Origin of the sequence: Burkholderia perseverans, from assembly GCF_022870505.1 — a bacterium.
Lineage (GTDB): Bacteria > Pseudomonadota > Gammaproteobacteria > Burkholderiales > Burkholderiaceae > Burkholderia > Burkholderia plantarii.
The window spans coordinates 2845220-2867215 of sequence record NZ_CP045093.1 but is presented as its reverse complement, the minus strand read 5'-3'; the positions used below and the strand labels follow the sequence as shown (position 1 = coordinate 2867215).

19 protein-coding genes are annotated in these 21996 nt (G+C 71.2%); 11 read left to right on the top strand and 8 right to left on the bottom strand.

The features are described from left to right. Positions 1-79: 79 nt before the first annotated feature. The 3 genes from acnA to BpN12_RS11840 all read left to right on the top strand — a co-directional run bounded on the left by acnA (position 80) and on the right by BpN12_RS11840 (position 4814). Entirely contained in the window at positions 80-2782 is a 2703-nt protein-coding gene (acnA, locus tag BpN12_RS11850; protein WP_246792781.1) for an aconitate hydratase AcnA, read from the top strand. 314 nt (positions 2783-3096) lie between these two features. After that, a complete protein-coding gene (locus BpN12_RS11845; RefSeq protein WP_246792780.1) occupies positions 3097-4059 on the top strand; it encodes a GntR family transcriptional regulator in 963 nt (320 codons plus the stop codon). Further along, positions 4056-4814, top strand: a complete 759-nt coding sequence (locus tag BpN12_RS11840; protein WP_246792779.1) for an ABC transporter substrate-binding protein — start codon at positions 4056-4058, stop codon at positions 4812-4814. Before BpN12_RS11845 ends, BpN12_RS11840 begins: the two co-directional genes overlap by 4 nt. A gap of 67 nt (positions 4815-4881) precedes the next feature. On the opposite strand, the gene BpN12_RS11835 is transcribed toward BpN12_RS11840, so the two are convergent. Continuing rightward, a complete protein-coding gene (locus tag BpN12_RS11835; RefSeq protein ID WP_246792778.1) occupies positions 4882-5742 on the bottom strand; it encodes a LysR family transcriptional regulator in 861 nt (286 codons plus the stop codon). 132 nt (positions 5743-5874) lie between these two features. Between BpN12_RS11835 and BpN12_RS11830 the strand changes: the two genes are divergently transcribed. Next, on the top strand, positions 5875-7176 hold the full coding sequence (locus tag BpN12_RS11830; protein WP_246792777.1) for an aspartate aminotransferase family protein: 1302 nt from the start codon (positions 5875-5877) through the stop codon (positions 7174-7176). Between the two features lie 149 nt (positions 7177-7325). Here the strand turns inward: BpN12_RS11830 and BpN12_RS11825 are convergent, their stop codons facing one another. Both BpN12_RS11825 and BpN12_RS11820 read right to left on the bottom strand, forming a co-directional pair. After that, positions 7326-7757 carry an organic hydroperoxide resistance protein gene (locus BpN12_RS11825; protein ID WP_246792776.1) on the bottom strand — a complete coding sequence of 144 codons (432 nt, stop codon included), beginning with the start codon at positions 7755-7757 and terminating at the stop codon, positions 7326-7328. Positions 7758-7943: 186 nt separating this feature from the next. Continuing rightward, positions 7944-8420, bottom strand: a complete 477-nt coding sequence (locus tag BpN12_RS11820; protein WP_246792775.1) for an Lrp/AsnC family transcriptional regulator — start codon at positions 8418-8420, stop codon at positions 7944-7946. Positions 8421-8611: 191 nt separating this feature from the next. On the opposite strand from BpN12_RS11820, the gene BpN12_RS11815 reads away from it, so the two are divergent. Together BpN12_RS11815 and BpN12_RS11810 are read left to right on the top strand one after the other, a co-directional pair. Beyond that, a complete protein-coding gene (locus BpN12_RS11815) occupies positions 8612-9853 on the top strand; it encodes a diaminopropionate ammonia-lyase (RefSeq protein ID WP_246792774.1) in 1242 nt (413 codons plus the stop codon). A 53-nt stretch (positions 9854-9906) separates the two neighbouring features. Beyond that, positions 9907-11070, top strand: coding sequence for a M20 aminoacylase family protein (locus BpN12_RS11810; protein WP_246792773.1), 1164 nt, complete (start codon positions 9907-9909; stop codon positions 11068-11070). A gap of 34 nt (positions 11071-11104) precedes the next feature. Here the strand turns inward: BpN12_RS11810 and BpN12_RS11805 are convergent, their stop codons facing one another. Then, positions 11105-11836 (bottom strand): cysteine hydrolase family protein, encoded by a 732-nt coding sequence (locus BpN12_RS11805; protein WP_246792772.1) that lies wholly within the window; start codon positions 11834-11836, stop codon positions 11105-11107. Between the two features lie 127 nt (positions 11837-11963). Next, on the bottom strand, positions 11964-12554 hold the full coding sequence (locus tag BpN12_RS11800; RefSeq protein WP_246792771.1) for a TetR/AcrR family transcriptional regulator: 591 nt from the start codon (positions 12552-12554) through the stop codon (positions 11964-11966). Positions 12555-12918: 364 nt separating this feature from the next. Between BpN12_RS11800 and BpN12_RS11795 the strand changes: the two genes are divergently transcribed. From BpN12_RS11795 to BpN12_RS11785, 3 genes are all read left to right on the top strand, one after another. After that, entirely contained in the window at positions 12919-14121 is a 1203-nt protein-coding gene (locus BpN12_RS11795) for a hypothetical protein (RefSeq protein ID WP_246792770.1), read from the top strand. Between the two features lie 161 nt (positions 14122-14282). Then, positions 14283-14717 (top strand): hypothetical protein, encoded by a 435-nt coding sequence (locus BpN12_RS11790; protein ID WP_246792769.1) that lies wholly within the window; start codon positions 14283-14285, stop codon positions 14715-14717. Positions 14718-14855: 138 nt separating this feature from the next. Continuing rightward, positions 14856-15257, top strand: coding sequence for a DUF3597 domain-containing protein (locus BpN12_RS11785; RefSeq protein ID WP_246792768.1), 402 nt, complete (start codon positions 14856-14858; stop codon positions 15255-15257). 186 nt (positions 15258-15443) lie between these two features. Here the strand turns inward: BpN12_RS11785 and BpN12_RS11780 are convergent, their stop codons facing one another. Beyond that, complete coding sequence (locus BpN12_RS11780) at positions 15444-17030, bottom strand: aldehyde dehydrogenase (NADP(+)) (RefSeq protein ID WP_246792767.1); 1587 nt, start codon at positions 17028-17030, stop codon at positions 15444-15446. A 406-nt stretch (positions 17031-17436) separates the two neighbouring features. On the opposite strand from BpN12_RS11780, the gene BpN12_RS11775 reads away from it, so the two are divergent. Beyond that, positions 17437-18195, top strand: a complete 759-nt coding sequence (locus BpN12_RS11775) for an SDR family oxidoreductase (protein WP_246792766.1) — start codon at positions 17437-17439, stop codon at positions 18193-18195. Between the two features lie 138 nt (positions 18196-18333). Here the strand turns inward: BpN12_RS11775 and BpN12_RS11770 are convergent, their stop codons facing one another. Continuing rightward, positions 18334-19257 (bottom strand): AraC family transcriptional regulator, encoded by a 924-nt coding sequence (locus BpN12_RS11770; RefSeq protein ID WP_246792765.1) that lies wholly within the window; start codon positions 19255-19257, stop codon positions 18334-18336. A gap of 183 nt (positions 19258-19440) precedes the next feature. Here BpN12_RS11770 and BpN12_RS11765 point away from each other — a divergent pair, with 183 nt between their 5' ends. Continuing rightward, entirely contained in the window at positions 19441-20223 is a 783-nt protein-coding gene (locus BpN12_RS11765; protein WP_246792764.1) for an SDR family NAD(P)-dependent oxidoreductase, read from the top strand. Positions 20224-20433: 210 nt separating this feature from the next. Here BpN12_RS11765 and BpN12_RS11760 read toward each other — a convergent pair whose 3' ends face one another. Further along, entirely contained in the window at positions 20434-21489 is a 1056-nt protein-coding gene (locus BpN12_RS11760) for a GlxA family transcriptional regulator (RefSeq protein ID WP_246792763.1), read from the bottom strand. Positions 21490-21996: the final 507 nt, after the last annotated feature.

The following is a 21996-nucleotide window of genomic DNA, read 5'->3' as shown; positions in this document are numbered from 1 at the left end:
CGCCGCCGCAACGAGAGCGTAGCGTAACCGCATTCGCTTCAAATTGCATTTTTTATCTTAAATATGCAAAATGCGCGACATGACGACGCCTCACACTCCCGCCGATTCGCGCCTGACCGTTGCCGGCGCGACCTACCGTTTCATCGACCTGCCGGCCCGTTTCGGCGCGAAGCTGCGCGAGCTGCCGGTGGTGCTGCGGCTGCTGCTCGAGAACGTGATCCGCAATACCGACGGCGACGAACGGCGCGCGGCCGTGGACGGCATCCTCGCCTGGACGGGGCCGGCCACCAGCGAGGTGGAGATCGCGTTCCAGCCGAACCGCGTGCTGATGCACGACACCACCAGCACGCCCGCGCTGGTGGACATCGCCGCCATGCGCGACGCGCTCGCCGAGGCCGGCGCGGACCCGGCGGCGCTCAATCCGGTGCTGCCGGTGGACGTCTCGGTCGATCATTCGCTGGCCGTCGAGGTGTACGGCGAGCCGGACGCCGCGCCGCGCAACCTGCGCGCCGAGCTGGCCCGCAACGCCGAGCGCTACCGCTTCCTGCGCTGGGCCTCGAACGCGCTCGCGGGCGTGCGGATCCACCCGCCCGGCACCGGCATCATGCATACGATCAACCTGGAGCAACTGGCCACCGTGGTGGCCGGCGTCGAGCGCGACGGCGAGCGCTGGGCCGTGCCCGACACGCTGATCGGCACCGACAGCCACACGCCGATGATCAACGGCATCGGTGTGCTGGGCTGGGGCGTGGGCGGGCTGGAGGCGCAGACGGTGATGTTCGGCATGCCGGTGATGCAGCGGATTCCCGACGTGATCGGCGTGCATTTGACGGGCGCGCCGCGGCCCGGCGTGCTGGCCACCGACATCGCGCTGACCGTCACGCAACGGCTGCGCGCGATCGGCGTGTCGGGCGAGTTCGTGGAATTCTTCGGGCCGGGCGTGGCGGCGCTCGCGGCCGGCGAGCGCGCCGTGATCGCGAACATGGCGCCCGAGTACGGCGCGACCACCGGCTATTTCCCGATCGACGCGCGCACGCTCGACTATCTGCGCGCGACCGGGCGCGACGAGGCGGCGATCGCGCTGGTCGAGGCCTATGCGCGGCGGGCCGGGATCGGCTACGAGCCGGGTGCCGTGCCGCGCTACACGCGCGTGGTCGAGATCGCGCTCGACGCGGTGACGATGCAGGTGGCCGGGCCGCAGCGGCCGCAGGACCGGCTGCCTTATACGGATACGGCGGGAGCGCTGGCGGAGTTGGCGGGGGCGGCGGGTACGTCGAACACGCCGGTCACGTCGAACACATGTCGCGATCCGGTCGCGTCGCCCGAGCCGACGCCATCCCCCACGCTGCCGCGTCACGCCGTTGCGCTGGCCGCGATCACGAGCTGCACGAACACTTCCGATCCGGGCCTGCTGATCGCGGCCGGCCTCGTCGCGCGCCGCGCGCGCGAGCGCGGCCTGAGCGTGCCGGCCTGGGTCAAGACCTCGCTCGCGCCCGGCTCGCCGGCCGCGGCCGCCTACCTCGAACGCGCGGGACTGATCGACGATCTGAGCGCGCTCGGCTTCGCGATCGTCGGCTACGGCTGCACCACCTGCATCGGCAATTCGGGCGCGCTGACCGCGCCGATCCACGCCGCGCTCGCCGCCGGCGTCGTGCATCCGGTCGCGATCCTGTCCGGCAACCGCAACTTCCCGGGCCGCATCCATCCCGATCTCGATCTCGGCTTCATCATGTCGCCGCCGCTCGTGATCGCGTTCGCGCTGGCCGGCGACGCCGCTCGCGACCTCGGCCGCGAGCCGCTCGGCCACGCGCCGGACGGCACGCCGGTGTTCCTGCACGAACTGTGGCCGACGCGCGACGAGATCGCCGCGCTCACCGCGCACGCGTCCGAGGCCGGCGACTACCGGCGCGCCTTCGCGATCGCGAGCGCGAATCCGGCCTGGCACGGGCTCGACGCGCCGGCCTCGGCGCGCTTCCCGTGGGCGCCGGCATCGAACGCGCTGCGCCGCCCGCCGTTCGCCTCGATCGAGGCGGGCAGCCGGCTCGGCCGCTATCTCGCGCATCCGCTCGCGGTGTTCGGCGACGACGTGACGACCGACCATATCTCGCCGGCCAGCGCGATTCCCGCCGACAGTCCGGTGGCCGATTTCCTCGTTGCGCGCGGCGAGCGCCGCGACGACCTGAACGTGTTCGCGTCGCGGCGCGGCAACTGGGAGGTGATGCTGCGCGCGGCGTTCTACAATCGCACGCTCGTGAACCTGCTTGGCGATGGCTTGCCGGTCGCGCACACGGTCCACGCGCCGTCCGGCCAGGCGCTGCCGATGTTCGAGGCGGCCGGGCGCTATCACGACGACGGCGAGCCGGTGGTGCTGGTGGCCGGCGAACGCTACGGCACCGGCTCGTCGCGCGACTGGGCCGCGAAGGGCCAGCGGCTGCTCGGGATTCGCGCGGTGCTCGCGGCGAGCTTCGAGCGCATCCATCGCTCGAACCTGATCGGCATGGGCATCCTGCCGCTGCGTTTCGCGGCCGGCGTGCATCCGGCGCGGCTCGCTTTGCGGCCGGGTGACCGGATCGCGATCGACGCGCCGGCGCACGCGCTGACGCCGCGCTGCGCGGTGCGCGTGACGATCGAGCGTGCCGACGGCCGCGTGGAGCCGATCGCGGCGACGGCCGCCGTCGAGACGCGGCTCGAATGCGAGCTGCTGCGCGCGGGCGGCGTGATGCCGTTCATTCTCGGCCGGCATCTGGCAGCGGGGAGCGTGCCGGCGAGGGACGCGTGCTGAGCTGGCGGGCGCGGAGCGTGGATGCTGCCGAAGGATGCGAGCGGGCCGGCCAGCAGGGCCGCGCGTTCGGCGCTGAGGCGCTGAGCCGATGGGCGCCGGGGTGAACGGCATGGCGGGACGAACGCGCGATCGGCGGCCGCCTGTCATGCGAAACGACGGCACGCAGCGAGGCCGCCGCCCGTGGCGCGCATCCGGTATCGCGTCCGCGGCACGAAGCCGAGCCCGAAGTAGTCCGAAGCAACACGAACCGCATCACCCGCCTCATCACGCCCCGAGGCAAGCAAGCGACCCATGACCGAAGCAGACGAACCACGATGACCGATCGATCGATAGCGGCCCGCATCGTCGAGCTGATCCAGACCGAGCAGCTCGAGGCGGGCGCGCATCTGGCCGCGCAGCGGCTCGCGGACCAGCTGCGCGTGTCGCGTTCGCCCGTCAACGAGGCGCTCGCGCTGCTGCACGAGAAGGGCGTCGTCACGCGCGAACGGCATCGCGGCTTCTTCGTCGCGAAGCCGGTGGTCGAGCCGCTCGACGCGGTGGTCGGTGCGCTCGGGCTCGACGCGGCCGACGTGGTTTCGAGCGTCTATTTCCGGATCGCCGACGACCGCCTGCGCGGCGAGCTGCCCGACGCGTTTTCCGAGCAGCTGATCCGCCAGCGCTACGGCCTCACGGCCGCGCAGCTGAACGGCGTGCTGGCGCGCATCGCCGGCGAGGGCTGGGCCGAGCGCAAGCCCGGCTACGGCTGGTGCTTCTCGCCGATGCTGACCACGCCCGACAGCCTGATGCAGTCGTACCGGCTGCGGCTCGCGCTGGAGCCGGCCGCGCTGCTCGAACCCGGTTACCGGCTCGATCCGCGCACGCTCGAACGCTGCCGCGAGGTCGAGCGACAGCTGCTCGCGGGCGGCATCGAGACCGCCAGCGCCGATCAGCTGCACGAGCGCGGCGTGCGATATCACGAGTCGCTCGTCGAGGCGTCGGGCAACCGCTTCTTCATCGACACGATCCGCCGCGTGAACCGCGTGCGGCGCCTGCTGTCGTACCGCTCGACGCGCCGCCGCGAGCGCTACGTCGAGCACTGCCGGCAGCATCTGCACGTGCTCGACCTGCTCGAACGCGAGCGCAACGACGAGGCCTCGGCCGCGCTGCGCGAGCACCTGCTGCATACGCTCGACGCGCTCGCGCGCATCAGCGATTTCCTCGAATCCGCGCCGCGCGATGCGCTGCACTCCCACGACACGCCGCGCAAGCCGCGGCCCAACGACGAAGGCACGCGATGACCGCATCCTCCGCTTCCTCCCTCGATCCCGCGATCGTCGCGGCCTTCGCCCCGCATGGCGTGCTGCGCGCCTCGATCAACGTCGGCAATTCGATCCTCGCCGGCCACGATCCGGCCACCGGCCAGCCGGCCGGCGTGTCGATCGATCTGGCGCGCGCGCTGGGCGCGGCGCTCGGCGTGCCGGTCGAACTCGTGGTGTTCCCGACCGCCGGCGAATCGGTGGCCGCGGTCGGCGACGAACGCGCCGACGTCGGCTTCTTCGCGATCGATCCGCTGCGCGGCGCCTCGATCGCGTTCACCGCGCCCTATGTGTTGATCGAAGGCAGCTACCTGGTGCGCGACGCGTCGCCGATCCGCGCCAACGGCGAGGTCGATCGGCCCGGCACGCGCGTGACGGTCGGCAAGGGCAGCGCCTACGACCTGTTCCTGACGCGCGAGCTGAAGGTCGCGCAGATCGTGCGCGCGCCGTCGTCGCCGGCCGTCGTCGCGACGTTTCTGGCCGACGGTCACGACGTGGCGGCCGGCGTGCGGCAGCAGCTCGAAGCGGACGCGGCGCGCACGCCGGGGCTGCGGCTGCTCGACGGACGCTTCATGGTGATCCGTCAGGCGATGGGCTTGCCGAAAAGCCGTGGCGAGGCGGCGGCCGAATTCCTGAACGCGTTCGTCGAGGCGCACAAGGCGTCGGGCTTCGTCGCCGGGGCGCTCGCGCGGCACGGCATCGCCGGCGCGTCGGTGGCGCCGGCCGGGCGCGACTGAGCGAGGCCGTGCGACTACGTCGATCGCCGGCTTCGACGGCACCGATCCAACCCGTCAGCCCTCGCTCCTACAACAACGGCAGCGACCCCCGGATATGCTCGGCGAACGCCGCGATCAGCGGCGACGGCTGTTCGCGTTCGAGCTTCAGCGTGATGCCCACGGCCGGCAGCGGCGGCAGCGTCGTATCGGCGCCGAGGATCTGCAGGTCGGGCGGCACGGCCGTCTGCGTGATCACCGCGAACGCCTGCCCCGAGCGCACCAGTGCGGTGAGCCCGGCCAGGCTGCTGCTCGCGCAGGTGATCCGGAATGCGCGCCCGGCCCGCCGCAGCGCCTCGCAGGCGGCGAGATGGTCGAGCGCGTCGGCGTCGGACAGCGCGAGCGGCAGCGGCTCGAAATCGGCCGGATCGAGCCCGGGATATCCGACCCAGACCAGCGCCTCGCGGCGGATGATCGATGCGTCGGCGCCCGGCGCGTCCGGCACCGACACCAGCGCGAGATCGAGCGCGTGCTTGCCCAGCCGCTCGTGCAGGCGCGGAGTGGGCGCGCACACCACCTCCACCTGCGCGTGCGGATGGCGGATCGAGAACTGCCGCAACAGCGCGGGCAGGAACACCGTGGCGTAGTCGTCGGGGCAGCCGAAGCGGATCGTGCCCGTCAGCCCCTTGCCGGACAGGTCGGCCATCGCCTCGTCGTGCAGCCGCAGCAGGCGCTGCGCATGCACGAGCAGCCGCTCGCCGGGGTTGGTCAGCACCACGCCGCGCCCGGTGCGCTGGAACAGCGGGGCGTCGACGATCTCCTCCAGCCGCTTCAGCTGCTGGCTCAGCGCCGACTGGGTGCGCCCCACGCGCTCGGCCGCGCGGCTCAGCGTGCGGACCTCGGCGATCACGACGAAGGTGCGCAACAGGTCGATGTCGAGCGTCAGGCTCATGGCGCTGCTCCCCTGGTATTAGCCACGTTTCTATCTCGAATTAAAACTATTAGATTCTATAAAAAAAGATGCGCTTCTAGACTGCCGGCATGGGTTCGAACGTGAACCTTCCTTCCAGTCAGGAGAACCGTGGTGTCCCGTAACCAAGACGAGCAATTCTGGCGGCAGGCGTGCCAGCACCTGATCCGCTACGGCGGCAGCTTCGAGCCGATGATCATCGAGCGCGCGCAGGGCAGTTTCGTCTACGACGCCGACGGCCGCGCGATCCTCGATTTCACCTCGGGGCAGATGAGCGCCGTGCTCGGCCACAGCCACCCGGACATCGTCTCGGTGATCAACGAATACGCGGGCAGGCTCGACCATCTGTTCAGCGGAATGCTGTCGCGCCCGGTGGTCGAGCTGGCCGCGCGGCTCGCCGAGATCACGCCGCCCGGGCTCGACCGCGCGCTGCTGCTCAGCACCGGCGCCGAATCGAACGAGGCGGCGATCCGCATGGCCAAGCTCGTGACCGGCAAGTACGAGGTGGTGGGCTTCGCGCAGTCGTGGCACGGCATGACCGGCCACGCCGCCTCGGCCACCTACAGCGCCGGCCGCAAGGGCGTCGGCCCGGCGGCGGTGGGCTCGTTCGCGATCCCGGCGCCGTTCACGTACCGGCCGCGCTTCGAGCGCAACGGCGGCTACGACTACCTGGCCGAACTCGACTACGCGTTCGACCTGATCGACCGCCAGTCGAGCGGCAACCTGGCCGCCTTCATCGCCGAGCCGATCCTCAGTTCGGGCGGCATCATCGACCTGCCGCCCGGCTATCTGGCCGCGCTCAAGCGCAAGTGCGAGGAGCGCGGCATGCTGCTGATCCTCGACGAGGCGCAGACCGGCGTGGGCCGCACCGGCACGATGTTCGCGTTCGAGCGCGACGGCGTCACGCCCGACATCCTCACGCTGTCGAAGACGCTCGGCGCGGGGCTGCCGCTCGCGGCGGTGGTCACCTCGGCCGCGATCGAGGAGCGCGCGCACGAGCGCGGCTACCTGTTCTACACGACCCATGTGTCCGATCCGCTGCCGGCCGCGGTCGGCCTGCGCGTGCTGGACGTGGTGGCGCGCGACGGCCTGGTGGCGCGCGCGAACCGGATGGGCGAGCGGCTGCGCAACGGGCTGCTGGGGCTGATGGAGCGCTTCGACTGCATCGGCGACGTGCGCGGGCGCGGGCTGCTGCTCGGCATGGAGATCGTCAAGGACCGCCGCACCAAGGAGCCCGCCGACGGGCTCGGCGCGAAGATCACGCGCGAGTGCATGAACCTCGGGCTCAGCATGAACATCGTGCAGCTGCCGGGGATGGGCGGCGTGTTCCGGATCGCGCCGCCGCTGACCGTCGGCGACGAGGAAGTCGATCTCGGCATCGCGTTGCTCGGGCAGGCGATCGAGCGGTCGCTGTAGGCGGGGAGGAAGGCGCCGGCGTGGTCCGCCGGCATGCGCAAACGAACGGGGCGGCAACGTTGCCGTTGCCGCCCCGGTGGCGGGCCGCGCGCGCGTGTTGCTCGTATCGGCGCGGCCCGCTTGTCGTTTGACGCGTCAGGTTTGACGCGTCAGCCGCGCGTGGTGGTCTCGATGTCGACGCTGGCCTTGATCGCGTTCGAGTACGGGCAGATGCCGTGGGTGGTCTCGACCAGTTTGGACGCGTCCGCCTCGGGTACACCGGGCAGGTAGACGTCGAGCGCGGCGGTGATGCCGTAGCCGCCTTCCGAGCGCGGCCCCATGCCGATCGTCGCCGTGACGGTGGTGCCTTCCGGCACCTTGATTTTGGTCTGCTGCGAGGCCACGCGCATCGCGCCGAGGAAGCAGGCCGAGTAGCCGAGCGCGAACAGCTTCTCGGGGTTCGCGCCGTCGCCGCCGGGGCCGCCGAGTTCCTTCGGTACGGTGAGCTGGAACGACAGCGTGCCGTCGGCCAGTTCGGTCTTGCCGTCGCGGCCGCCGCCAGTGGCGGTGGCGGTGGTCTTGTACTTCGCATCAACTGACATGGGTGGCTCCGGTTCGAGTTGGCAAGCGCTGCCCATGGTAAGCGGGCGGCGCCGGTTTCGTCCATCGCGGCATGCGGCCGGCCGCCGGTGCGCGCCTGCCGCGATGCGGCGCGGCAAGCCATGCCTGCCGCTTCGGCGTTCCGCCCTAGCAACGCCCGCGCCCGTCATCCATCCGTCACGCGCACGTCACGCCTCGGCATCCATCGGCACCTCCAGTCCCACCTTCACGCGGTTCATGCAGACCAGCGTCTTGAAGCGCTTCACGTTGTTGTTCGAGAAGAACAGCCGGCGCGTCAGCTCGTTGTACTGCTCCATGTGCCGGACCGTGACGATCAGCACGAAATCCCATTCGCCCGCCACGTAGTAGCACTGCTGCACCCATGGATGCTGCAAGAAGGTGCGCTTCATCGCGTCGAGCAGGTCGATCTGCTCGCTCTCCACCTCGACGTTGACGACGATCGTGAGCGGATGATCGGCCTTCTCGGGCGCCACCACGGCCGTGTAGCGTTCGATCACGCCGTCGTCGGCGAGGCGGCGCAGGCGTCGGTTGACGGCGGCGGTGGACAGGTTCACGCGCGCGCCGAGTTCGTTCTGCGGGATCTGCGCGTCGCGCTGGATCTCGGTCAGCAGCTTGCGGTCGTAGGTGTCGAGGGAGCTCGTCATGATGGGGGCGGAGGGAAGCGGTACGGGAAAGCCGGAGAAAACGGAAAAAAATTGCGCGATACGGCGCAACTATGAGACCGAATTGAGCGCGACGGGAAATATTATTTTTCAAGCACGCGATCACACCATGTTGCGCCGCGCCGGCGAAACCCCTTCGGCACGCGCGCACGATCTTCTCCGGAGTCCATTCCATGCTGTATGCGAACCCGCACGCCACGCTCGCGCCGTATCCCGACGCGCTGCGCGGCATCCTCAACATCGCCGCGGCCGACGAAAGCGGCGCGTGGCTCGCGCACTGGCCGCTGATGCGCCGCAGCGCCACGCCGCTGTTCGAGCTGCCGGGCGCGGCCGCGCGGCTCGGCCTCGCGCGGCTCGCCGTGAAGGACGAGGCGGCGCGCTCGCCGCTCGGCAGCTTCAAGGCACTCGGCGCGCCGGTCGCGCTGCTGCGGCTGATCCAGCGCCTAATGCCGGCGGCCGGCTTCGATCCGGCCGCGCTGATCACCGGCCGCCACGCCGCGCAGCTGGCCGCGCTGACCGTGATCAGCGCCACCGACGGCAACCACGGCAAGGCGCTCGCGGCCGCCGCGCGCGCGGTGGGCTGCGCCTGCGTGATCGTGCTGCACGCCAACGTCGGCGCCGAGCGCGAGCGGGCGATCGCCGCGCAGGGCGCGCGCATCGTGCGGATCGCCGGCAACTACGACGAATCGGTCCGCCACGCGGCGCAACTCGCGCGCGAGCACGGCTGGCACGTGGTGTCCGACACCTCGTATGACGGCTACGAAAGCATTCCACGCGACGTGATGCAGGGCTACGGCGTGATCGCGGGCGAGGTCGTCGCGCAGCCGGGCGGCCAGGCCGGGCGCCCCGCATTCACGCACGTGCTGCTGCAAGGCGGCGTGGGCGGGCTCGCGGCCGGCATCGTCAGCTATCTGTGGGAGCGCTACGGCGCGGCCCGGCCGCGCTTCATCGTGGTCGAACCGAGCCAGGCCGATTGCCTCTACCAGAGCGCGCTGGCCGGGCACGCGGCGAAGGCGTCCGGCCGCGTCGACTCGGTGATGGCGGGCCTCGCCTGCGGGGAAACCTCGCCGCTCGCATGGCGCATCCTGCAGCCCGCCGTCGATACCTTCATGACGATCGAGGACGAGGACGCGCTGGCCGCGATGCGCGCGCTCGCGGGCCGGGCCGGCGGCGGCGCGGATCACGGCGACGTGCCGATCGTGGCCGGCGAATCGGGCGCGGCCGGTTTCGCCGGGCTCGCGGTGCTGATGCGCGACGCGGCGCTGGCCGCGCGCGCCGGACTCGGGCCCGATGCGCGCGTGCTGGTCGTCAACACCGAGGGCGCCACGGCGCCGGCCGACTACGCGCGCTTCGTCGGCGAGCCGGCCGAGGCGGTGGCGGCGCGGCAGCGCGCCTGGCTCGCGCGCGCGGCATGACCCCACCGCGACCGCACGCTACGATCGACGCATCCGAGCAGAGGGAAATCCGCATGGAAAGCACGCTTCAGGAACAGCTGGCCGGCTGGCGCCGCCGCTTCCACCAATACCCCGAGACCGGCTTCGAGGAAATCGAGACGTCCGACACCGTGGCCCGCATCCTGGACACCTTCGGCCTCGAGGTGCAGCGCGGCATCGGCGGCACCGGGCTGGTCGCGAACCTGCGCGTGGGCGCCAGCCCGCGCGTGATCGGGATTCGCGCCGAGATGGACGCGCTGGCCATCGTCGAGCAGGCGCCGGGCCGTGCCCACGCGTCGTGCGTGCCGGGCAGGATGCACGCGTGCGGCCACGACGGCCACATGTCGATGGTGCTCGGCGCGGCGCAGCTGCTGGCCGAGCGGCGCGACTTCGACGGTACCGTGCGCTTCATCTTCCAGCCTGCCGAGGAGCATGGGCGCGGCGCCAGGGCGATGATGGCCGACGGCCTGTTCGAGCGCTTTCCGGTGGACGCGATCTTCGGCGCGCACAACATGCCGGGCATGCGCGCCGGCACGTTCGCCACGCGCGCGGGCGGCATCATGGCGAGCGAGGACAACTTCGTGATCCACGTGCGCGGCCGCGGCACGCACGCGGCGCGGCCGCAGATGGGCATCGATCCGATCGTGATCGGCTCGCAGATCGTGCTCGCGCTGCAGACCATCGTCTCGCGCAACCTCGACCCCGGCCAGCAGGCGGTGGTGTCGTGTACCGAGTTCATTACCGACGGGCTGCGCAACGTGATCCCGTCGAACGTGACGATCAAGGGCGACACGCGCAGCTATTCGCGCGAGGTGCAGGCGCTGCTCGCCACGCGCATGCGCGAGATCAGCGAGGGCATCTGCCGTGCCGCCGGCGCGGAATGCCGCTTCGAGTACACGCACGAGTTCGCGCCCACCGTGAACACCGAGGCCTGCGTCGGCATCGCCGTGGAGGCGGCCACGCGCGTCGCCGGCGCAGGCGCCGTCGACGCGAACGTGCAGCCGATGATGATCTCCGAAGATTTCGGCGCGTTCCTGCAGGTGGTGCCGGGCAACTTCGTGTTCATCGGCAACGGCGACACGCCCGAGGCCGGCGGCACGCCGCTGCACAACGCCTCGTATGACTTCAACGACGCGATCCTGCCGGTCGGTGCGCGCTACTTCGCCGAACTCGCGCGGCTCGCGCTGCCGGTGCGCTGATTCATGCCGATTCGCGCGTGGCCGCCGGCGGCGCTTACGCCGTCGCGCCGGCCGCCCGAGCGGTGAGCGCGGCGACGGTCTGCTTCGTGGTCCACAGCGCGTGCGCGAGGAAGCGGAAGTTGATCAGCGCGGCCAGATAGCCGTCGCCTTCCGGCACGCGCGGGCCGGCCGTGGCGTCGCGCACCACCACCACCTCGAAGCCCTGTTCGATCAGCTCGCGCAGATGCGACTCGATGCAGAGGTTCGCGGCCATGCCGGCCAGGATAACCTGCGAGACGCCGTGCTTGCGCAGCTGCAGCGCGAGATCGTTGGTCTCCGGGCCGTACACCTTGTGCGGCGACGCGATGATGGTCTTGCCGTCGAGGATGTAGGGCTTGTACTCGTCGAGGAAGTCGGCGCCCGATCCCTCGAAGCCTTCCAGCGTGTTCGGCCCCTTGCGCGCGAACATGTCGATGTCGTGCATGACCTTTTCGAGCGGGCCGCCGAAGTGCCAGCCGTGATCGCACGGGTAGTAGTAATGCGGCGAGACCGCCACCGTGATGCCGGTTTCCTTCGCCGTGCGGAACAGCGTGGCGAGATGGCCGACCGTGCCGTTCTCGGTGATGCTCTGGCCCACCAGCGGCCAGGTCGCGCCCGACGGGCTCAGGAAGTCGTTCTGCGGATCGATCACGACCAGCGCGGCCTTGCTGCGGTCGAGGCGAAAGCCGGTGGCCGGCAGCGCCGGTTCGGCCGGATCGGCGTAGGGATGGGAGGCGGGATGGCTCATGCGAAACTCCTGGCGATGATTCAGGGGAAGGGGACGACGAAACGAAGCGGAAGAAATCGGACGATGGCCGGTCATGCGATGGTTTAAATAAATGACCAGTCATCTTGTTATTGAGTCAAAAAAAAACTCACCCGAGCCAACGGGCGAGCACGACTTTTTCGAATCGCGCGCAGGCGCTGCCGTTGCGCTCGACCTTGCTGCGCATCACGGCGCCTTCATAGGCCTCGACCAGGATCGCCGCGAGTTCGTCGGCGTCGTGCGCGGCATCGAGTTCGCCGGCGGCCTGCGCCTCGCGCAGGCAATCGGCCAGCAGCGTCTGCCAGCGGTCCAGCAGGCGCCGCGCCGTGTGCCGCGCGCTGTCGTTGGCGGCCGACAGTTCGAGCGAGAGGTTGCCGATCAGGCAGCCGAGCGCGAAGCCGTGTTCGCGGTGGTCGTCGGTGATCAGCCGGAAGAACTTGCGGATGCGCGCGAGCGGCTTGCCGCGGCCTTCGCGCAGCACCGCCGCGTGGCGTTCCTCGATCGAGCGCCAGTAGTCGTCGAGGATCTCGCCCGCGAACGCTTCCTTGCTGTCGAAGTAGTGATAGAACGAGCCCTTCGGCACCTTCGCCGCTTCGGCGATGTCCTGCACCGCGCAGCCGTTGAAGCCCTGCTCGTGGACGACGCGCCGCCCGGTGCTGACGAGGCGGGTGCGGACTTCGGGGTTGGGCGGACGGGGCATCGCGGGCTCGGCGGCGGTGGAGAATGCGTAGCAAGATAACCGGTCATCTATTAACTGTCAACGGCCGGGTAACGACCAGCCGCCGTGACCGATCGCGCCGGGGTTATCCCTGCCCGCCGCGCGCGCAGCCCGGCCCCGCGAAGCGGGGCGAAAGCTTCGAGCCCGCCGCGGCGCGGTTGCGCCGGGTCCGGCGGTTCGCATATCGGGCCGATATGGACAGGTGCGCGAAATCATATTGGACGCGTTCACGGGCATCCCGTAGCCTCGGCGCGATATCGAAACGCCGTGGTCGGCGCGTATGTAAGAGTCGTTGTGGATGCAACGATTCGTGCATCGTTGCCGTGGCCGGCAGACAGCACATCGCATGCGCGCTCGAACGCAGGCATCGGGAGGAGACGTGATCGACAGAAGGTTTTCAACGCGCACGGCCATGCTGGCCGGCGCCTGCGGCGCGCTGTTCGCGCTCGCGGCCTGCGGCGGTGGTGACAGCGGCAGCGCGGGCAGCAGCACCGGCGCAGGCGGCACCGGCAACCCGAGCGCGGCGGCGGGCCAGACCGCGACATCGGGCACCACGGCGGCAGCCGTGCAGCACATCCTGTTCGTCGGCGACAGCTTCACGCACGGGCGATACCAGCCGGTGCGCGGCTATCACGCGGGCGGCGCGGCGGGCTCGACGGCGGCGTCCGCGCTGGTGGCCGACGAGAACTTCGGCCGGACCGGCGCGCGCCAGGAACTCGAGGCCGGCCCGTGGGGCGGCATCCCCGGCATCTTCGCGGCGCTGGCCGCCGAGGCCGGCCTGCAATACGACGTCCACATCGAGGCGATCTCGCAGACCAGCCTCGCGAAGAACTTCGCGGCCGCGCCGGCCGTGATCGCCCAGCCGCTCTGGAACGCCGTGGTGTTGCAGGAGCTGAGCGCGAAGCCGCTGCCGCAGGCGCTGACGGGCAGCAGCCTCAGCGATCCGCAGGCATTTTGTTCGAGCGTGAAGACCATCGAGACCGCCGTGCATGCGGCGGCGCCGCGCGCGGGCGTCTATCTGTACGAGCCATGGGCGCGCGCCGATCTCGCGCAGACGCTGGCGGGCGATCCGTCGGCCGCTGGTTTCGCGACGCAGTACCAGGTCGCGCTGACGGCGTTGAGCGACGCGAACCACGATGCCTACTACGCCGCGGCCGGCGCCGACGGCGCGATCGCCGCCGTGGCGCCGGTGGGCGAGGCGTGGCGGCTGGCCTGGAGCCAGGGCGTGGCGAATCCCGATCCGTTCGCGGCGTCGAGCCTGCCGCTGCTCTGGTACGGCCTCGAGGCCAGCAACGACCCGCAGATCAACACGCCCGATTATGCGCATCCCGGCGTGGCCGGCGCGTACCTGAGCGGCCTCGTGCTGTTCGAGCGGATCACCGGCGTGGACGTGCAGCGCTTCGGCGCGAGCGAACTGGCCGCGCAGCAGCTCGGCGTGCCGGCGACGCTTGCCGTGCGCCTGCAGCAGATCGCGACGCAGGCCGTGCAGCAGGCCAGTGCCGCACCGATCGACGCGGCGGCGCCGGCGCCGTGCAGCCAGACGCAGTGAAGCGGGGGGCATGAGACCGACGCGGTGAGTCGGGAAAACGACGGCATGCCGTGCGGCCCGATTGTCGTATCCTGAATCGACGCGCGCGCCGCGCGCCGGCGCGGAACATGCCGGCGCGCCGCGTCGTTTCCGTTTCCGTCACGATCGATCCCGCCGCCGCGATGACCACACCAACCGACCCGCATTCCGAACCGCTCGTTTCTCTCGACACCGATCCTGACGCCAGCCCCGGCCCGGCGCCGCGCCGCTGGCGCGGCTCGCTGGTGGCGCAGAGCCTGCTGATGCTGGCCGCCGTGCTCGCGCTGGTGGCGGCGGGCGGCTTCGGCGCGCTGACGGCCGAGTGCCGCGATCCGGGCCTGGCGGCCGGCTGGACGCTGTTGTTCGCCGTGATCGGCGTGGCCGCGGCCGGCGACAACCTGATCGTGGCGATCCCCGCGCTGGCCGCCTGGATCGGGCTCGTCGCGCTGGTGCGGCGCGCCGTGCCGCTGCGCATCAGCGGCCGGCAGTATGGCGTGGCGCTCGTCGCGATCTACGTGGCCGCGATGGCGATCGGCTGGCTCGCGATTCCCGCCGATTCGTGTCAGCTTCATTTCTGACGGCCACCGGTTGCGCCGCTTACGACTTTTGACATTTGCGCGGCGCCAACCCGCGTAACATGAGGCGCGACACGCGTGGCGGCCCCGCTCGCGCGTGTGCCGTTTTCACCCACATCATCCACCGTTGGGAGCCCAGACATGAGCATCTTTGGCGATATCGTGAACAAGCTGTTCGGCAAGGCGAAACCTGACCAGCCGCCGCCCGCGGCCAATCCCACCCCGGACCCGGCCGCCGTGCAGGACGTGGCGCCCGAGGCCGCGCCCGCGCAGGCGCCGCTGTCCGACGTCGACGTCGCGGCGGTGATGGACCAGCTGGTGGCCGAGAGCGGCCAGACGCTGAACTGGCGCGTGTCGATCGTCGACACGATGAAGGCGCTCGGCGTGGACAGCAGTCTCGAGCATCGCAAGCAGCTCGCCGCGGAGCTGCACTACGACGGCGACACGAACGATTCGGCCAGCATGAACGTGTGGCTGCACAAGGCGGTGATGCAGGCGCTGGCGGCCAACGGCGGCAAGCTGCCGTCCGATCTGGCGAACTGAGCGCCGGGCGGGCGTCGAAACGAAGCGTCGAAGCGAGGCGGTAAAGCGGGATCGCGAAGCGCGGCCCGCGGTCCAACGTACCCCCTGCTTCAGAACGAAAAAGGCCGGCGCGAAGTGGCGCCGGCCTTTTTCATGGAGCCCGCGGTCCCGGTCGCGGCTTGATCGCTACCGGGCGGGCGGCGTCGCTCAGCGCCGGGCCAGTTCGCCGTCGCGCAGGCGCCAGATGCCGAGCGGATTCTCGTCCTGCAGCGCCTCGGGCAGCAGCTCGGCCGGCAGGTCCTGATAGCAGACCGGGCGCAGGAAGCGGTCGATCGCCATGGTGCCCACCGAGGTCGTGCACGAGTCGGAGGTGGCCGGGAACGGGCCGCCGTGGACCATCGCGTGACAGACTTCGACACCGGTCGGATAGCCGTTCGCGAGAATCCGGCCCACCTTGCGCTCGAGCACCGGCAGCACGCGCTTCGCGACCGGGTAGTCGGCCGGGTCCAGCAGCAGCGTGGCCGTGAGCTGGCCTTCGATGCCGTCGAGCACGCTCAGCAGTTCCTGCTCGTCGCGGCAGGCCACCACGATCGACGCCGGCCCGAAGATCTCGTCGGCCAGGCCGTGGTTTGCCGTGAAGGTGGCCGCCGTGGCGCGGAACAGCACCGGCAGCGCGCCGCAGGCGTTCCCGGAGGCGACGCCGTCGGCCACGCGGGCCACGTCCGGCTGCTGCGCGCGCTCGTCGATCTGGCGGCGATAGGTGGCGGCGATGCCGGCCGTCAGCATGATCTGCGACTGCTTCTCGGCCAGCGCGGCCGAGGCGGTGGCCACGAACGCGTCGAGTTCCGGGCCGTCGATCGCGAGCAGCAGGCCCGGGTTCGTGCAGAACTGGCCGGCGCCGAGCACCAGCGATTCCACGAAGCCCTGCGCGAGCTGCGCGCCGCGCGCCTTCAGCGCGGCCGGCATCAACAGCACCGGGTTGATGCTGCTCATTTCGGCGTGGACGGGGATCGGTTCGGCGCGCGCGGCGGCGATCGCCGACAGCGCGAGGCCGCCGCGGCGCGAGCCGGTGAAGCCGACCGCCTTGATCGCCGGATGCGCGACCAGCGCCTCGCCCACCGCGTTGCCCTTGCCGATCACGAGCGAGAACGTGCCCTCGGGCAGGCCGACCTCGGCCACCGCCTGCTGGATTGCGCGGCCCACCAGTTCCGAGCCGCCCAGATGCGCCTCGTGCGCCTTCACCACCACCGGGCAGCCGGCCGCCAGCGCGGAGGCCGTGTCGCCGCCCGCCACCGAGAACGCGAGCGGGAAGTTGCTGGCGCCGAACACGGCCACCGGGCCGATCGGAACCTTGCGCGCGCGCAGGTCGGCGCGCGGCAGCGGCTTGCGTTCAGGCAGCGCCGAATCGAGCGTGGCGTCGTTCCAGCGGCCGTCGCGCACCAGTTGCGCGAACAGGCGCAGCTGGCCGCAGGTGCGGGCGCGTTCGCCTTCGAGGCGGCCGACCGGCAGCGCCGTTTCCAGGTGCAGGCGCTCGATCAGCGCCGAGCCGAGCTGCTCGATCCCGCTGGCGATGGCTTCGAGCAGCGCCGCGCGGGTTTCCAGCGGCGCGGCGCGGAACGCGTCGAACGCCTCGGCCGCGAGGCGGCAGGCGCGATCGACGTCGGCCGGGCTGCCGGCGCCGAATTCCGGTTCGAGTTCGGTGCCGGTGGCCGGCGCGAACGCGCGCAGCACGCCCTGCGTGCCGCGGACCGAGGCCGCGCCCAGCAACATGTTTCCGGTGATTTCGTGGTTCATGCGATGTGTCTCCTGCGAAACGGCGAATCGACTGGCGCCTGCCGGCGCGGATCGCGCGTCACGCATGGCTTTCGCACACGTGACGCGCGCATGGGGGCGGCGGCCGTGTCGCGAACGGGCGGATACCCGTGTGACACGGCCGGTGCCGGCGCGAGCCGAATGGCCTGCGGCCGGCGATGTCCGACATCATACCTATCAAACGAGGCAGGCACTTGACAGTGGATGCGGCACGGCGCGCCGAGCGCGCCTGCCGCGCGGCGCCGCGTTGCCGGCCCGGGCCGGTGTCGTTACGATGGCGGTCGATCCGCGCCCGGCCCGAGCCCGAACCCGACCCGCCTCGTCGGATCACTCGTCCCCAGGTTGGCGCGCCGCCTTTCATGATGTCCTTACCGCCATTTCGTCCGACATGACCCAGACCCATTCCACGCCGCCCGCGATCCGCGCGATCGTCACGGGCCACACGCGCGGCCTCGGCGCCGCGCTCGCCACGCAGCTGCTGCGCCGTGACATCGCCGTGCTCGGCGTGTCGCGCGGCGCGCATCCGTCGCTCGCCGCGACCTACGGCGAACGCTTCACCGAAGCCGCGCTCGATCTTTCCGACCCGGCGCGGGTGGCAGCGTGGCTGGCCGGCGGCGAACTCGAACGGTTCGCGGCCGGCGCGCGCACGGTGCTGCTGATCAACAACGCGGGCGCGGTCGAGCCGATCGGCCCGCTCGACGTGCAGGCGCCCGACGCGATCGCGCGCGCGGTGGCGCTGAACGTGACGGCGCCGCTGCTGTTCGCGAGCGCGGTCGCGAAGCTCGGCGGCGGGGCGGTCGAGCGGCGCATCGCGCACGTCTCGAGCGGTGCCGCGCGCAACGCCTATGCGGGCTGGAGCGTCTATTGCGCGACCAAGGCCGCGCTCGATCATCACGCGCGCGCGGTCGCGCTCGATCACAACGGCCCGCTGCGGATCGCCAGCGTCGCGCCGGGCGTGGTCGACACCGACATGCAGGCCACCATCCGCGCCACCGACGCGAGCCGCTTCCCGCAGCTCGACCGGTTCGAACGGCTGAAGGCGAGCGGCGCGTTGACGACGCCCGACGATGCGGCGCGCAAGCTGATCGACCACCTGCTCGACGACGCGTTCGGCAACGCGCCGATCGCCGACGTGCGGGATCTGTGAGCGTTGGCGCGGGCCGAGTATCGCGCCGATCGCGTGCCCGCGCCTGCGTCGCGCTGGTCGACACGTTCGGCAACCCGCCGCCCATCCACGTGAGCGGCGTGTGAGCGACCCGTGAGCGTCGGCGCAGCCGGCTCGCGTCTACGCCCCGCTGGCCGCGAGCCGGCGCCCGTCGCGCATCGCGGCCAGCAGGCCGCTCGCGTCGCGTTTCGGCGAGATGCCGAACATCCGCGAGTATTCGCGGCTGAACTGCGAGGGGCTTTCGTAGCCGACGCGGAACGCGGCTTCCTCCACCTTCAGCACGTCGTTGGCGATCAGCCGACGCGCTTCGAGCAGGCGCAGCTGCTTCTGGTATTGCAGCGGCGTCATCGAGGTCAGCGCCTTGAACTGACGATGGAACGCCGACGGGCTCATGCGCGCGAGCCGCGCGAGGTCGTCGATGCGGATCGAGGCCGCGAAGCCCTCGCGCAGCGCGTGGATCGCGCGCACCACGCGCTCGGCCTGGCCGTTCGCGAGCATCATGCCGACGATCTCGCCGCCGCGCGGGCCGGCCAGCAGCCAGTAGCAGAGCTCGCGCATGATGCCGGGATAGAGCACCGGAATCGCGTGCGGCGTGTCGAGCAGCCGGATCGCGCGCAGCGCGCAGTCGGCGATCTCGGCGCGCAGCGTCTCGACGAACACGCCCGGCCCGGTATGGCCGGCGGCCGGCGGCGGCGCGTCGAACGCTTCCAGCACCGCGGCCATCACCGTCATGTCGAGTTCGATCGACAGGCCGAAATAGGGCGCGGCCTCGCTGCCTTCCACGATCCGGCCGATGGCCGGCATCTCCACGCCCACCACCAGCATCTCGCCCGCGCGATAGGGGAAGTCGCGCGCGCCGAAGCGCGTCTGCTTGGCGCCCTGCAGTACGAGGCAGAGCGCCGGTCTCAGGATCAGGTGGTTTTGCGGGCGTTCGCGCGTCGCGCGCACGATCGCGATGCCGTCGATGCCGGTCAGGTGGAGGACTTCGCCGGGCCGGCGGTCGGTGTAGCGCTGCACCGCGTCGAGCAGGGGATTCGGGGTCATGGCATGAGCGGAGCGGGGCGGGCCGGTCCGCGGGTGGGCATCGGTTCGTCAGCATAACGGCAAGCGCGGCCGATGCGTCGGGCCGGGCAGGATCGGGCAAGAAATTGTCGAATTCGGACATTCACCGCGGGTGGGGCGCGGCCCTACGATCGGTACCGTCATCCCCCCATGAGGTATCACCGCATGTCCACCCCGATTTCTCCCGCCGGCCAGACCGGCAAGCTTGCGATCGTCACCGGCGGCAGCCGCGGCCTGGGCCGCGACACCGTGCTGAGCCTGGCCCGGCGCGGCGTCGATTCGATCTTCACCTACCACGCGAACCGGGCCGCCGCCGACGAGGTGGTCGCGCAGGTCGCCGCCGCCGGCCGCCGCGCGATCGCGCTGCAGCTCGATACCGGCGACACCGGCGCATTCGACGCGTTCGTGGCCGAGACCGGCACCGCGCTCGCCACGCTCGGCGCCGCGCGCTTCGACTACCTCGTCAACAACGCCGGCACCTCGCACCACGCGCCGTTCGACAGCGTGACCGAGAGCGATCTCGATGCGCTCTACCGCGTGCATTTCAAGGGCGTGTTCTTCCTCACGCAGAAGCTGCTGCCGCTCATCAACGACGGCGGGCGCATCGTCAACATCTCGTCGGGGCTCACGCGCCTGTCGTTCCCGGGCAGCAGCGCCTACGCGTCGATGAAGGGCGCCGTGGAAGTGCTGACGCGCTACCTGGCCCGCGAGCTGGGCGCGCGCGGCATCGCCGTGAACACCGTCGCGCCGGGCGCGATCGCCACCGACTTCAGCGGCGGCATGGTGCGCGACAACCCCGACCTGAACCGGCGCATCGCCGAGATGACGGCGCTCGGCCGCGTGGGCCAGCCCGAGGACATCGGCTCGCTGATCGCCTCGCTGGTGGCCGACGACAACCGCTGGATCAACGCGCAGCGCATCGAGGCGTCGGGCGGGTTGATGATCTGAGGGGTCGGGCGCGTCGAGAAGGGCGACGGACATTTCCGTCTCCCGGATCGGAGCGTGGCCGATCGCGGCGCCGGTGGATCGGCAACGCGGCGCCGCGATCGGCGGCCGCTCCGCTCGCCTGTCGAAAAAGACGGCAAGCACGCCGCGAGACATGCGCTGAGCCGCGATCGATGCCGGGGCGCCGTCCATCTTTGTGGACGGCCCGACCGCTCAGCCACGCTGCGGGACCGTGCCGCCCGTCCCGGTCGCCTCCGCTTCCCCGCTCACCGGCACCACCCCGCGCGGCGCACCCGCCTGCCTGTCGTCGGGCTTCGGCGCGCGCCGCTCCTGGCTCGGCGCGTGGCCGAACTGCGCGCGGTAGGCCTTGCTGAAATGGCAGGCGGAACGGAAGCCCGCGAGCGGCGTGACGCGCGCGATCGACAGGTCGCTGTTGCGCAGGATCTCGCGCGCGTGCTTGAGCCGGACCGCGAGGTAGTAGTGGGTCGGCGAGGTACTCAGGTAATGCTTGAACATCCGCTGCATCTGGCGCTCGGACAGCGCGATCAGCCGCGCCAGGTCGGCCAGCGGCAGCGGCTCCTCGATATTGGCCTCCATCAGCCGCACCGCCTCCACGAGTTCGGCGCGCGAGAAGCCGACCCGCGCGTCGACCGGGATCGGCTGCGGATCGCTCGCGCCGCGGATCCGTTCCAGCACGAACTGCTCGGACACGCGCGTGGCGAGCGGCTGGCCGCGCTCGGCGGCGATCAGGCCGATCATCAGGTCGAGCGGTGCGGTGCCGCCGGTGCAGGTCACGCGGTCGCGATCGATCACGAACAGCTCGTCGACGATCGCGACGGCCGGGAATTCCGCATGCAGCGCCGACAGGTTCTCCCAGTGGACCGTGCCGCGATAGCCGTCGAGCAGGCCGCCCGCCATCAACGCGTAGGCGCCGGTGCAGATGCCGCCGAGCGGCACGCCGCGCCGCGCGAGTTCGCGCAGCGCCTCGATCAGCGGGGCGTCCACGGCTTCGCGCACGCGCGTGCCGCCGCAGACGATCATCAGGTCCGGCAGCGGCGCGTCGAAGTCGAGCCGCTGGGTGGGCCGCGCGACCATGCCGTTGCTGGCCGGCACCGCGCTGCCGTCGATCGAGTAGACCGACCAGCGGTAGAACTCGCTGCGATCGGCGTAGTTGGCCATGCGCAGCGCCTCGATCGCGCTCGAGAACGCGATCATCGAGAACGACGGCAGCGTCAGGAAACCGAAGTGGCGGAGCGTGGGTGCGGGCATGGATTCAACATCGGTGCGGGCCGATGCGCGAGGTTGGGCCGTGCGTGACGCCGCCGCCGATCGGCCGCCGACCTGGCATCGCCGACCGGCGCCACCGGCACGCGGCCGGGCCGTCGTCCGGCGCGGCCGCGGCATGGTCGAGCGACGCGGCAGGCACGTGCCGCGCCGCCCGAACGGCCGGTGGCGTCACCTCCGAATCATTGCGATAAACGCGCGCCCGGGATCGCGCAATTGCGACGGCCGCTTGCCTATTCCCGACACCGGCGCGCGGCCGCCACGCGCGCGGCGGCCCCGCCCTCCGACGCGACTTCACGGCAGGCGCGCGGCGGCCGCCGCGAGGCGAGAATAGCGGGGCGGCAACGCTGTCGTTTCCAGTCGGCTTCGGGACGTTTGCGCGCAGGCTCGCGCGCTTGCGCACGCGCAAACTCGCGGACGCCATCACCGTGTCCGACAACCGGCGACGACGACCGGGCGGGCCGCCCGATCGCACGACGAGACACGCCGCCG

What these genes read in the sequence shown, in the direction of transcription:
- BpN12_RS11840 (WP_246792779.1), top strand. Translation starts at nt 4,056, where the DNA reads ATGACCGCATCCTCCGCTTCCTCCCTCGATCCCGCGATCGTCGCGGCC.
- BpN12_RS11800 (WP_246792771.1), bottom strand. Translation starts at nt 12,554, where the DNA reads ATGCCCCGTCCGCCCAACCCCGAAGTCCGCACCCGCCTCGTCAGCACC.
- BpN12_RS11810 (WP_246792773.1), top strand. Translation starts at nt 9,907, where the DNA reads ATGGAAAGCACGCTTCAGGAACAGCTGGCCGGCTGGCGCCGCCGCTTC.
- BpN12_RS11815 (WP_246792774.1), top strand. Translation starts at nt 8,612, where the DNA reads ATGCTGTATGCGAACCCGCACGCCACGCTCGCGCCGTATCCCGACGCG.
- BpN12_RS11785 (WP_246792768.1), top strand. Translation starts at nt 14,856, where the DNA reads ATGAGCATCTTTGGCGATATCGTGAACAAGCTGTTCGGCAAGGCGAAA.
- BpN12_RS11820 (WP_246792775.1), bottom strand. Translation starts at nt 8,420, where the DNA reads ATGACGAGCTCCCTCGACACCTACGACCGCAAGCTGCTGACCGAGATC.
- BpN12_RS11835 (WP_246792778.1), bottom strand. Translation starts at nt 5,742, where the DNA reads ATGAGCCTGACGCTCGACATCGACCTGTTGCGCACCTTCGTCGTGATC.
- BpN12_RS11795 (WP_246792770.1), top strand. Translation starts at nt 12,919, where the DNA reads ATGCGCGCTCGAACGCAGGCATCGGGAGGAGACGTGATCGACAGAAGG.
- acnA (WP_246792781.1), top strand. Translation starts at nt 80, where the DNA reads ATGACGACGCCTCACACTCCCGCCGATTCGCGCCTGACCGTTGCCGGC.
- BpN12_RS11845 (WP_246792780.1), top strand. Translation starts at nt 3,097, where the DNA reads ATGACCGATCGATCGATAGCGGCCCGCATCGTCGAGCTGATCCAGACC.
- BpN12_RS11780 (WP_246792767.1), bottom strand. Translation starts at nt 17,030, where the DNA reads ATGAACCACGAAATCACCGGAAACATGTTGCTGGGCGCGGCCTCGGTC.
- BpN12_RS11775 (WP_246792766.1), top strand. Translation starts at nt 17,437, where the DNA reads ATGACCCAGACCCATTCCACGCCGCCCGCGATCCGCGCGATCGTCACG.
- BpN12_RS11770 (WP_246792765.1), bottom strand. Translation starts at nt 19,257, where the DNA reads ATGACCCCGAATCCCCTGCTCGACGCGGTGCAGCGCTACACCGACCGC.
- BpN12_RS11825 (WP_246792776.1), bottom strand. Translation starts at nt 7,757, where the DNA reads ATGTCAGTTGATGCGAAGTACAAGACCACCGCCACCGCCACTGGCGGC.
- BpN12_RS11805 (WP_246792772.1), bottom strand. Translation starts at nt 11,836, where the DNA reads ATGAGCCATCCCGCCTCCCATCCCTACGCCGATCCGGCCGAACCGGCG.
- BpN12_RS11765 (WP_246792764.1), top strand. Translation starts at nt 19,441, where the DNA reads ATGTCCACCCCGATTTCTCCCGCCGGCCAGACCGGCAAGCTTGCGATC.
- BpN12_RS11760 (WP_246792763.1), bottom strand. Translation starts at nt 21,489, where the DNA reads ATGCCCGCACCCACGCTCCGCCACTTCGGTTTCCTGACGCTGCCGTCG.
- BpN12_RS11790 (WP_246792769.1), top strand. Translation starts at nt 14,283, where the DNA reads ATGACCACACCAACCGACCCGCATTCCGAACCGCTCGTTTCTCTCGAC.